The sequence below is a fragment of the Flavobacterium flavigenum genome (assembly GCF_027111255.2).
Lineage (GTDB): Bacteria > Bacteroidota > Bacteroidia > Flavobacteriales > Flavobacteriaceae > Flavobacterium > Flavobacterium flavigenum.
This window is the reverse complement of record NZ_CP114285.2, coordinates 5,385,095-5,397,483: the sequence shown is the minus strand read 5'-3', so window position 1 is coordinate 5,397,483 and position 12,389 is coordinate 5,385,095. Positions and strand designations below refer to the sequence as shown.

Annotated in this window: 10 protein-coding genes; 8 read left to right on the top strand and 2 right to left on the bottom strand. The window is 34.2% G+C overall.

What is annotated here, in order from left to right; all coding sequences use genetic code 11:
* Positions 1-186 precede the first annotated feature (186 nt).
* Together OZP09_RS22440 and purU are read left to right on the top strand one after the other, a co-directional pair.
* The gene (locus tag OZP09_RS22440; protein WP_281310031.1) at positions 187-906 is read left to right on the top strand and encodes a DUF4197 domain-containing protein; all 720 of its coding nucleotides are present in this window, start codon (positions 187-189) and stop codon (positions 904-906) included.
* Between the two features lie 29 nt (positions 907-935).
* The gene (gene purU / locus OZP09_RS22435; RefSeq protein ID WP_281310030.1) at positions 936-1,790 is read left to right on the top strand and encodes a formyltetrahydrofolate deformylase; all 855 of its coding nucleotides are present in this window, start codon (positions 936-938) and stop codon (positions 1,788-1,790) included.
* A 70-nt stretch (positions 1,791-1,860) separates the two neighbouring features.
* Here purU and OZP09_RS22430 read toward each other — a convergent pair whose 3' ends face one another.
* Entirely contained in the window at positions 1,861-3,030 is a 1,170-nt protein-coding gene (locus tag OZP09_RS22430; protein WP_269235824.1) for a proline dehydrogenase family protein, read from the bottom strand.
* A gap of 288 nt (positions 3,031-3,318) precedes the next feature.
* On the opposite strand from OZP09_RS22430, the gene aroB reads away from it, so the two are divergent.
* From aroB to recQ, 6 genes are all read left to right on the top strand, one after another.
* Positions 3,319-4,386, top strand: coding sequence for a 3-dehydroquinate synthase (gene aroB, locus OZP09_RS22425; protein ID WP_269235823.1), 1,068 nt, complete (start codon positions 3,319-3,321; stop codon positions 4,384-4,386).
* Between the two features lie 57 nt (positions 4,387-4,443).
* The gene (locus tag OZP09_RS22420; protein WP_223682890.1) at positions 4,444-4,623 is read left to right on the top strand and encodes a hypothetical protein; all 180 of its coding nucleotides are present in this window, start codon (positions 4,444-4,446) and stop codon (positions 4,621-4,623) included.
* 54 nt (positions 4,624-4,677) lie between these two features.
* On the top strand, positions 4,678-6,081 hold the full coding sequence (locus OZP09_RS22415) for a type III PLP-dependent enzyme domain-containing protein (protein ID WP_223682891.1): 1,404 nt from the start codon (positions 4,678-4,680) through the stop codon (positions 6,079-6,081).
* Between the two features lie 108 nt (positions 6,082-6,189).
* Positions 6,190-7,158 carry a deoxyhypusine synthase family protein gene (locus OZP09_RS22410; protein ID WP_269235822.1) on the top strand — a complete coding sequence of 323 codons (969 nt, stop codon included), beginning with the start codon at positions 6,190-6,192 and terminating at the stop codon, positions 7,156-7,158.
* A gap of 7 nt (positions 7,159-7,165) precedes the next feature.
* The gene (locus OZP09_RS22405; protein ID WP_269235821.1) at positions 7,166-7,576 is read left to right on the top strand and encodes a DNA primase; all 411 of its coding nucleotides are present in this window, start codon (positions 7,166-7,168) and stop codon (positions 7,574-7,576) included.
* Positions 7,577-7,710: 134 nt separating this feature from the next.
* Positions 7,711-9,828 carry a DNA helicase RecQ gene (gene recQ / locus OZP09_RS22400; RefSeq protein ID WP_281310029.1) on the top strand — a complete coding sequence of 706 codons (2,118 nt, stop codon included), beginning with the start codon at positions 7,711-7,713 and terminating at the stop codon, positions 9,826-9,828.
* Between the two features lie 94 nt (positions 9,829-9,922).
* On the opposite strand, the gene lon is transcribed toward recQ, so the two are convergent.
* The gene (gene lon / locus OZP09_RS22395) at positions 9,923-12,376 is read right to left on the bottom strand and encodes an endopeptidase La (RefSeq protein WP_269235820.1); all 2,454 of its coding nucleotides are present in this window, start codon (positions 12,374-12,376) and stop codon (positions 9,923-9,925) included.
* Between the last annotated feature and the right edge of the window lie 13 nt (positions 12,377-12,389).

The window sequence follows — 12,389 nt, the reverse complement described above, 5'->3', positions numbered from 1 at the left end:
CTTATGAAACTAAAATTTGTAACCTAGCCCCGATGGGAACGATATCCCGCGCTTTTTTCTGCGCGGAATTTAGTGGACAGCGGGACAAAAGTTAATTATGAAACAAAATGTTTGTGCTCCTGAAATAAAATTGTGGCTTTGTTTTTGAATAAGTAGTATTTTTGAAACTTAATAAAACCCCATTTAATGAAAAAGATATTACTTCTTGCCGTAGCATTTTCTCTTAATTCCTGTGCACAGGTACAACAAACTTTAAATCAGTTGCCACAAATATCTTCGCAAATCCCGGGAGTTGGCGGTGTAGATATCGCTTCGGGCTTAAAAGAAGCTTTAAACAAAGGAATTACACAGCAGGTGAGCAAACTAACAGCTGTTGATGGTTTTTATAAGAATGAAGCCGTAAAAATTCTTATGCCTGCAGAATTACAAAAAGTAGATGCTACTTTACGCAAAGTAGGCCTTAGCTCATTGGCTGATGAAGGTATCAAAATGCTGAACCGGGCTGCAGAAGACGCAGTAAAAGAAGCTACTCCTATCTTTGTTTCGGCAGTAAAAAACATGACTTTTACTGATGCCAAAAATATTTTATTAGGCAATGACAGTGCTGCTACGAGTTATTTACAAGGAAGTACCACAACTGCTTTGTATGCCAAATTTAATCCGGTAATTAAAAGCTCTTTTGAGAAAGTAGGCGCCGATGCTGTATGGACAAAAATCATCAATAAATACAATACTATTCCGCTGGTAAAAAAAGTAAATCCGGATCTTACTGATTACACTACGAATCAGGCTTTAGCAGGCGTTTTTAAAATGATTGCCGTGGAAGAAAAGGAAATTCGCAACAACATAAGTGCAAGAACTACTCCGTTGTTAAAAAGTGTTTTTGCCATGCAGGACAAAAAATAAGTCTTTAACCGATTAACCAAAAAATTATAATGCAAAAAATAACTATTCTGATTCACTGTAAGGATCAAAAAGGAATTATTGCTGCAGTAACAGCTTTTATTGCAAAAGTAGAAGGGAATATTACCTACATCGATCAGCATGTGGATACAGAACAAAATGTTTTTTTTATGCGATTGGAATGTGACTTAACAAACCACAATATCAGTATTGAAGCCATAAAAGACGATTTTAACCAAACCATTGCGGCAGATTTTGATATGTCCTGGGATTTGTACAATCAGGAGCAGAAACCTAAAATGGCCTTGTTTGTATCTAAGTATGATCATTGTTTGTTTGATATTTTGGGACGTTACAGTGCCGGTGAGTTAAATGTTGAAATTCCGGTTATTATCAGTAATCACAACGATTTGCGTTCCATTGCAGAACGCTTTGATATCCCGTTTCACTGTGTTCCTTTTACAAAAGACAATAAGGAAGAAGGCGAAGCTAAACAAGTTGAACTATTAAAAAGATACCAGATAAACTTTATCGTACTAGCGCGTTATATGCAGATTATTACGCCTGGTTTGATTTCGCTTTACGAAAATAAAATTATTAATATCCATCATTCGTTTTTACCTGCATTCCCGGGTGCAAAACCTTATCATTCTGCTTTTAAAAGAGGAGTAAAAATTATTGGCGCCACAAGTCATTATGTGACGGAAGAATTAGACGAAGGACCAATTATTGAGCAGGATATTGCACGTGTTTCTCATATTCATTCTGTTGAGGACTTTATTATGAAAGGACGTGATTTGGAACGAATTGTTCTGGCACGAGCCATAAAACTGCATGCTGAACGCAAAACAATGGTTTATAGTAATAAAACTGTTGTTTTTTCTTAAAAGACTTATAAAAATCAAAGCCATTTCAAATAAAATGAAATGGCTTTTAACTTAAGATAGTATTAAATTTTTACTTCCCTTTTCTTCTTTTACGTTCTGCTTTAATCATCGACAATTCGCGACTCGTTTGCCCAGCCACTGAAGTATTTTCTTCAGCACGTCGAATCAGGTACGGCATGACGTCTTTCACAGGTCCAAAAGGCAAATATTTTGCAACATTATATCCATTCTCTGCAAGATTATAACTGATGTTATCACTCATTCCGTATAATTGTCCAAACCAAATTCTGTTATCACTTTTTGAAATTCCTTTTTGTTGCATCAATTCCATTAGTTTATAGGAACTCAATTCATTGTGGGTTCCAGCAAAAATTGACATTTTATCAAGATGTTCCAACATATAAAGTACTGCTGCATCATAATTCTCATCCGTAGCTTCTTTAGAAACACAAATTGGCGAAACATAGCCTTTTTCTTCTGCCCTTTTGTTTTCTTTTTCCATATAAGCACCACGGACAAGTTTCATTCCAATAAAAAAGCCTTCATTTTTAGCAACTTCATGCAGTTTTTTTAAATAATCCAAACGATCCCAACGGTACATTTGTAACGTATTAAATACAATTGCTTTTTCTTTATTGTATTTACGCATCATTTCGGTAACTAAATCATCAGCTGCATCCTGCATCCAGCTTTCTTCCCCATCAATTAATAATGCTACATCTTTTTTATGTGCTTCACTGCACACCTGGTCAAAACGAGCTACAACTCTATTCCACTCTTCTTGTTCAGCAGCATTTAAAGTTTGTTTTTCACCTAATTTCTCATACAATTCAAAACGTCCTAAACCTGTTGGCTTAAATACTGCAAACGGAATCGCAAGGCGTTCTTTTGCAAATTCAATAGTTTTTAATGTCATTTCTAAAGCAGCATCAAATTGTGCTTCTTCTTCTTTTCCTTCAACTGAATAATCTAATACAGATGAAACCCCTTTGGTAAACATTTTATCCACTACAGTTAAACAGTCGTGTTCGTTTACACCGCCGCAAAAATGATCGAATACAGTGGCACGGATCAAACCTTCTACCGGAAGATGCGCTTTAATAGCAAAATTAGTAACTGCTGTTCCTATCCTAACCAAAGGTTCGCTGTCAATCATTTTAAAAAGAAAGTAAGACCTGTCAAGTTCTGTATCGCTTTTTAACGAAAAGGCAACCTGAGTATTATCGAATATTTTTTCCATTAAGTTTAGTTTTGAGGCAAAGATAAAGAGTGTTTTGAATATTATTTAACAAAACAACTATATTTTTAAAAAATTATAACATAACAGCTGCGGTTATAAATATAATGTCCTTATTAATCTATTATAAAGGAATAAGCAAAAAATCAACTAAATATTTTGCCGTATCGCCAATAAGAAATTTTGTCTGAATTAATATGAAAGCTCATTTTTTAAACAAATTAGACTCAGGTTTTGAATATTATTTAGTTTAAAATGCCTTATTTTGCGGATTCAATTAACCAAAGAATTATGCAATCTATTCAAGCAAATAATTATTTAGTCCATTTTAACCAAAATGCATACGAAGCTTTAAACAATCATTTAAAAGAGAATAAATACTCTACTATTTTTATTATTGTTGATGATAAAACAAATGAGCATTGTTTGCCTAAATTTTTGCCTTTACTGGAAACTGATTTGACAATTGAAATTATAGAATTTGAATCTGGAGAAGCCAATAAAAATATAGAAACCTGTATTGAAGTATGGAATGTACTCACCGAATTAGGTGCAGACAGAAAATCACTTGTCATTAATCTTGGCGGAGGTGTTGTCACAGATTTAGGAGGTTTTGTGGCTTCTACATTTAAACGCGGAGTAAATTTCATCAATATTCCAACCACTTTATTATCGATGGTAGATGCATCTGTTGGAGGAAAAACCGGAGTTGATTTAGGAAATCTTAAAAATCAGATTGGCGTAATTAATGTGCCTCAAATGGTTTTGATTGACACGCAGTATCTTGAAACTTTACCACAAAGCGAAATGCGTTCCGGTCTGGCAGAAATGCTCAAACACGGTCTCATCTATGATGCTGCGTATTGGCAACAATTTTTAGATTTACAATCCATTGACTACGCAGATTTTGATGAACTGATTTATCGTTCTGTTGAAATCAAAAATGAAATCGTAATTCAGGATCCAACTGAGAAAAACATACGCAAAGCATTGAATTTCGGACATACTTTAGGGCATGCTATCGAAGGCTACTTTTTAGAAAGCGAACATAAAACAACATTGCTTCATGGTGAAGCCATTGCTGTGGGAATGATTCTGGAAAGTTATATTTCATTACATAAAAACCTCATTTCAGCCGAAGAATATGCCGAAATCAAAACAGCAATTAAAGGTATTTATGATGATGTAAAATTTGAAGAAGAAGACATCGAGCCGATACTAGAATTACTTATCCACGACAAAAAAAATGAGTATGGTTTAATTCAGTTTGCACTTATTGAAGGCATCGGAAAGATAAAAATTAATCAATCTGTTGAAAATAAATTAATTCTGGATGCGTTTCAGGATTATAAGTCTTAAACTTTTTTTAAGTAAAAGCGTTGCATTAGGTATATATTATTTTTTACATTTGCCACAATGAAAACAAACAACAGACAAAGACATTTCAGCTCTTACCGAAACCGCCTCAACAGTTCTTTACTAAGGATGTTGAACCGTTTTTACAATAGCAAAAGTCCGTTTTGTCTGGACGTTTTTTTATGTTCAAAGGCAGAGCACGAAAAACTGGAAATTGTATTTGCCAATATCAGGGTTTGAATTAAGATTTAGAGACGTTTACTAAATTAAAATACATTCTAAATATTGGACTAAATGAATACAAAATATTCTGACTTAATCAATCAAACATACTATTTTCCTCAGGAAGAGTTCAAACTGAACAAAGACAACTTATTATTTCACAATATCGATTTGATGAAATTAGTTGAACAGTACGGAACTCCTTTAAAATTCACCTATTTGCCACAGATTTCTGAAAATATCAACAAAGCAAAAGCATGGTTCAGAAAATCAATGGAAAAGAACAAATACGATGCAAAATATTACTATTGCTATTGTACAAAAAGCTCTCATTTTGAATACATTATGAATGAAGCTTTCAAAAACAATATTCACGTAGAAACATCATCTGCTTTTGACATTAATATTGTAGAAAATTTACTCGAAAATGGTAAAATCAATAAAAGTACTTATGTAATTTGCAATGGATTTAAGAGGGATGAATATATTAGTAATATTGCAAGACTAATTAATAACGGACATAAAAATACTATTCCGATTATTGACAACTACGAAGAGCTTGATCTACTTCAGGGAGAAATAAAAGGAAAATTCAAAATCGGAATCCGTATTGCGGCTGAAGAAGAACCAAAATTTGAGTTTTATACGTCAAGATTAGGTATTGGATATAAAAACATCGTTTCTTTTTATAAAAAACAAATTCAGGAAAATGACAAGTTAGAGCTTAAAATGCTTCACTTTTTCATTAATACCGGAATAAACGATACAGCCTATTATTGGAACGAGCTTGTAAAATGTATCAAAGTATATATTGCACTTAAGAAAGAGTGCCCGACCCTTGATGGCCTGAATATCGGAGGCGGATTCCCTATTAAAAATTCACTTGCATTCGAATACGATTACCAATATATGATTGATGAAATTATCAATCAGATTAAAATTGCCTGTGACGAAGCTGAAGTAGATGTTCCTAATATTTTTACAGAATTCGGATCATTCACAGTAGGCGAAAGCGGCGGTGCTATTTATCAGATTTTATATCAGAAACAACAAAATGACAGGGAAAAATGGAATATGATTGACTCGTCATTCATTACTACTTTACCTGACACATGGGCCATAAACAAACGTTTTATTATGCTGGCGGTGAACCGTTGGAATGATACTTATGAGCGGGTTTTACTGGGAGGCCTAACTTGTGACAGCGATGACTATTACAACTCTGAACAAAATATGAACGCCATTTATCTTCCAAAATACAACAAAGAAAAACCGTTGTATATTGGTTTCTTTAATACAGGCGCATATCAGGAAACTATTGGAGGATATGGAGGTTTACACCACTGTCTGATTCCACAGCCTAAACATATTTTAATTGATCGTGACGAAAACGGAATTTTAGCAACTGAAGTTTTCTCTGAACAGCAAACTTCTGACGACGTTTTAAAAATTTTAGGTTATACTAAAAAAGCATAAAAAAAATCTGCAAATTAAAAGTTAATCGCTATAAAATTATTAATTTGCAGTATCCCCAAAAGGTTAAACTTTTAATTCAAAAACAAAAAAAACAAAAAAACAAAAAAAATGAAAGGACCAATCAGTCAGTTTATTGAAAAACATTACTTGCACTTTAACTCTGCTGCCCTGGTTGATGCTGCAAAGGCCTACGAACAGCAATTGGCAAACGGAGCAAAGATGCTGGTAAGTATGGCTGGCGCAATGAGTACTGCAGAAATTGGTAAAATTTTTGCCGAAATAATCAGACAGGACAAAGTTCAGATTATTTCATGTACCGGAGCTAACTTAGAAGAAGACATCATGAACTTAGTAGCACACTCTCATTACGAAAGAGTGCCAAACTATCGTGATTTAACACCTGAAGACGAATGGGCCTTACTTGAAAGAGGATTGAATCGTGTTACTGACACCTGTATTCCCGAACATGAAGCATTCCGTCGTTTACAAAAACACATTTATAAAATCTGGAAAGATGCAGATGACAAAGGAGAACGCTATTTTCCGCATGAGTTCATGTATAAAATGTTATTATCCGGCGTTTTAGAAGAATACTACGAAATTGATTTAAAAGACAGCTGGATGTATGCTGCTGCCGAGAAAAATTTACCTATTATTGTTCCGGGATGGGAAGATAGTACAATGGGTAATATTTTCGCATCATACGTGATAAAAGGAGATTTAAAAGTGTCAACAATGAAATCCGGTATTGAATACATGACATTCCTTGCTGACTGGTATACTAAAAATAGTGAAAATGGAATTGGTTTCTTCCAAATCGGCGGTGGTATTGCTGGAGATTTTCCAATTTGTGTAGTTCCAATGTTATATCAGGATATGGAAATGCACGATATTCCTTTCTGGAGCTATTTCTGCCAGATTTCTGATTCTACAACCAGTTATGGTTCGTATTCGGGGGCAGTTCCAAACGAAAAAATTACTTGGGGTAAATTAGATATTAAAACCCCTAAATTTATTATTGAGTCGGATGCCACAATTGTTGCTCCGTTAATTTTTGCTTATTTATTAGATTTATAGGATATTTATGAAAAGAGTTATAGTAGACTACGCCAAACTTACCAACGAAATTTTAAACCTTTTGGTTGAAAAATTTCCTGACGGTTATGATGATTCGGATGTTATTCGTTTCAGAAATGCTAAAAACGAATTAGTCGAAGCTGTTGAAGTTCGCACTGAAGACACTATTTATTTAGTAAAAATTAGTACTAAACTTGCAGACAGAATCGAAAATTATGACGAAGATGATGATATCGATCTTGATGTTGATACAATCGAACCTGTAAAAGGAATTGATCTTGATGACGATAGTGACGATGACGATGATGACGACAATATTGATAAACCTGATACAGATGGTGGTGACGATGATGAAGATGACGATGAAGACAAAGATGATGTTTCAGATGACGATGACGACGAGGATGATGAAGATTAATTCATTTATTTAAAATAATTTAAAGGAACTCTATTCGGGTTCCTTTTTTTATTCTTTCATAACTAACGATAAGTTTAAAAAAAATATAAGAAAAATATTATTTTTAATTTATATTTGAAAAAAATATAAGCCAAATGAATTCAGAAATATTACACGCCAGATTAAAAGAAAATTTTGGTTTTGAAAAATTCAGACCAAACCAGAAAAACATCATAAATACAATATTGTCTGGTCAGGACACGCTGGCTATTATGCCTACCGGAGGAGGTAAGTCAATATGTTTTCAGCTTCCAGCTTTGATTTTTCCCGGAATCACAATTGTTATTTCTCCATTGATTGCGCTGATGAAAGACCAGGTGGATAGTTTAAAGACCAACGGAATTTCAGCATGTTACATCAATAGCAGCCAATCATCCGAAGAGCAGCAATTTTATATCGATAATTTAAAATCAAATACTTTCAAATTAGTTTATATTGCTCCAGAAAGTTTATCCTATCTTGATGTAATATTTAACGAATTAACAATCAGCCTTATCGCTATTGACGAAGCACATTGTATTTCTTCATGGGGACATGATTTCCGGCCGGCTTACACCAATTTAGGCTATTTAAAAAACCGCTTCCCTTCTACTCCAATACTTGCTTTGACCGCTACAGCAGACAAAGCAACACGTACTGATATTACAAAACAATTAAATTTAAAAAACTCCAAAACTTTTATAGCTTCATTTGATAGAAAAAATTTAAGTCTTGAAGTTCGTCCGGCACTTGACCGTGTGAAACAAATCATAGATTTTATAGAAAACAAACCGAATGAGTCCGGTATTATTTATTGCCTAAGCAGAAAAACTACTGAAGAATTAGCTGAAAAACTAAAAAAAAATGGCATTACAGCAAAAGCCTACCATGCCGGACTGGATAATACTGTCCGGGCTAAAACGCAGGATGAATTTATAAATGATGATTGTCAGGTAGTTTGTGCAACAATTGCCTTCGGTATGGGAATTGACAAATCGAATGTTCGTTGGGTTATTCATTACAATTTACCAAAAAACATTGAAGGCTATTATCAGGAAATTGGACGTGCCGGCCGTGATGGATTACCCGCTGAAACGGTTTTGTTCGAAAGCTATGCTGATGTGATTCAACTTCAGAAATTTGCTTCAGAAGGTTTGAATTCTGATGTGCAGCTGGCAAAACTAGACCGAATGAAGCAGTATGCCGATGCATTGAGCTGTAGAAGAAAAATCCTGCTCTCTTATTTTGGTGAATTAGTGACTGAGGATTGTGGTAATTGTGATATTTGCAAAAATCCACCAACGTTTTTCGACGGTACAATTTTGGCGCAAAAAGCGTTATCAGCCATTACCCGTTTAAAGGAATCTGAGCCTTTAGCAGTAATTGTAGATTTTTTAAGAGGTTCAAAAAACGCTTACATTTACGAAAAAAACTATCAGGAATTAAAAACCTACGGGATCGGAGCAGATATATCCTGGTATGACTGGAATCAATATTTGATACAGTTGATAAACTTAGGTTATTGTGAAATTGCTTTTCATCAGCACAATAGAATTTTACTTACTCCTTTTGCTAAAAAGGTTTTATTTGAAGGTGAAAAAGTAAAACTGACAACGGTTATTAAAAAAGTAATTGATAAAAAAGAAATTAAAGAAGCAAAAAGCAAAACTAAAACAGTTGAAGGCTCTCTTTTTGAAATCCTTAGAAAATTACGTTACGAAATTGCTCAAAAAGATGAAGTCCCTGCATATGTCATTTTTAGTGATGCCGCATTGAGACAAATGGAAACTTTACGCCCAATGAGTGATGAAGAATTCCTGGCCATTGATGGGGTTGGAAAAGCAAAACTTGAAAAATACGGCTCTGATTTTATAAATGCCATCATAGAATTTCAAAAAAATAAAAAAATAAATACGAAGTCTAAAAAAGAAAACAGTACTTATAAAACAACCTTAGAATTATTTCAAAAAGGAGTTAGTGTTGAAGAAATTGCTGAAACAAGAAGTTTAGGAATTTCTACTATAATTTCACATTTGGCAAAACTATATTTGGATGGCGCTGCTATTGATGCGAGCCAGTTTATTTCTGATAAAGAAGTTGAACAATTACAAAAAGCACGGGTTGAACTTGAAAATCCAAATGCTTTAAAACCTTATTACGATCATTTTGAAGAAAAAATGGGATATGATAAAATTCGGTTTGGCCTCGCTGTTCTGGAGAAAAACAATCAATAAAGATTAAAAAGTAACAATAAAAAAATCCAAATTCCAATCTGAATGTTTCAATTAGGAATTTGGATTTTAAATTTTGGAATTTAACTATGAAATTTTATTTCAATGTCTTGGCATTCTTTACATTCTGATCGGTCAAAGCAAGCGTCAATACTTCACTCATTTCTTTCACATAATGAAAAGTAAGCCCTTCTAAATATTCTGCTTTAATTTCGTCAATATCAGATTTATTTTCGTGACACAAGATAATTTCCTTAATGCCAGCTCTTTTAGCTGCTAAAATTTTCTCTTTAATTCCTCCAACAGGTAAAACTTTTCCACGTAGCGTAATTTCGCCTGTCATCGCTAAACTTTTCTTTACCTTCTTTTGGGTTAATAAAGAAACAAGGGAGGTCAGCATAGCTATACCTGCACTTGGTCCGTCTTTAGGCGTTGCCCCTTCAGGTACGTGTAAGTGAATATTATATTTTTGAAACAAAGCAATATCTAGTCCTAACTTTTTAGCATTCGCTTTAATATATTCCAAAGAAATTGTAGCAGATTCTTTCATCACAGTCCCTAAATTCCCTGTAATACTTAAGGAACCTTTTCCTTCAGAAATCAAAGACTCTATAAACAAAATATCTCCTCCTACACTTGTCCAGGCAAGTCCAGTAACTACTCCCGCAATATCATTGTTTTCATATTTGTCACGTTCCAGTCTTGGTACGCCCAAAACCTTTACAATATCTTCATCAGTAACTTTTTTGTTATATTCTTCTTCCATCGCAACTGCTTTTGCGGCGTTACGAATTACCTGAGCAATTTTGGTTTCCAAGTTACGAACACCAGACTCACGTGTATAACCCTCAACAATTTTCTCCAATTGCTTTTTACCAATTGTCAAATCTTTGGCTGTTAATCCATGTGCTTCTAATTGTTTTGGGAACAGGTGTCTTTTGGCTATTTCTACTTTTTCTTCAATCGTATAACCGGACATTTTAATCACTTCCATTCTGTCACGTAACGCTGGCTGAATAGCCCCCATATTATTTGAAGTTGCAATAAACATCACCTTAGACAAGTCATAACCCATTTCAAGAAAATTATCATAAAAGGCATTGTTTTGCTCCGGATCTAAAACTTCTAATAAAGCTGAAGACGGATCACCACTGTTCCCACTCGATAATTTATCGATTTCATCCAGAATAAAAACAGGATTTGAAGTTCCCGCCTTTTTCAAACTTTGAATAATTCGGCCCGGCATCGCTCCAATGTACGTTTTTCTATGTCCGCGAATTTCTGCTTCGTCACGTAAACCGCCTAGTGAAATACGAACATACTCACGTCCTAAAGCCTCTGCAACAGAACGTCCAATAGACGTTTTTCCAACACCCGGAGGTCCTGTTAAACATATAATTGGTGACTTCATATCATTGCGAAGCTTCAAAACAGCCAAATGTTCAATCATTCTTTTCTTAACTTCATCAAGACCGAAATGATCTTTGTCTAATATTTTTTGAGCATGTTTTAAATCAAATTTATCTTTAGAATATTCGCCCCATGGCAACTCTAAAAACAATTCCAGATAATTACGCTGAATTCCAAAGTCAGGCGACTGCGGATTCATTCTTCGCATTTTTGATAATTCTTTTTCGAAATGTTTCTGCGTCTTTTCGTCCCATTTTTTGGTTTTCGCTTTCAGTCCCATTTCATCCATTTCTTCTTCCTGCGAAACACCTCCCAATTCTTCCTGAATGGTTTTCATTTGCTGATGAAGAAAATATTCACGCTGCTGCTGATCCAAATCAAAACGGACTTTTGACTGGATATCGTTTTTCAGTTCTAATTTCTGAAGTTCAATATTCATATAACGCAGCGTTTCCAATGCACGTTCTTTCAATCCATTTATTGATAAAAGATCTTGTTTCTCTTTTACAGTCAAATTCATGTTAGAAGAAACAAAATTGATTAAAAACGACTGACTTTCAATATTTTTAATTGCAAATGTAGCTTCAGACGGAATGTTTGGACTTTCTTTAATAATCTGAATGGCTAACTCTTTTACAGAATCTAAAATAGCTGTAAATTCTGTATCATTATCATCAGGACGTTCTTCAGAAACTTCTTGAATTGTGGCAGTCAGATAAGGCTCTTCTGAAACAACTTCATTAATCTCGAAACGTTTTTTTCCTTGCAAAATAACGGTAACATTCCCGTCAGGCATTTTTAAAACACGCAGGATTCTGGCAACAGTACCTATTTTATGAATATCATCTTTAGACGGATCTTCATCTTCTTCATTAATCTGAGAAACAACACCAATAATTTTTTCACCGGCATTGGCATCGTTGATTAATTTTATCGATTTGTCCCTTCCTGCAGAAATGGGAATAACAACACCAGGAAATAAAACTGTATTTCTTAAAGGTAAAATTGGAAGCGAAACAGGAAGCTCTTCATTGTTCATTTCCTCCTCGTCTTCCGGAGTTAATAATGGAATTAATTCTGCCTCCGAGTCAAATTCCTGAAGTGACAGATTGTCAATAGTTAGTATTTTATGATTTGACATAATAATATATAAG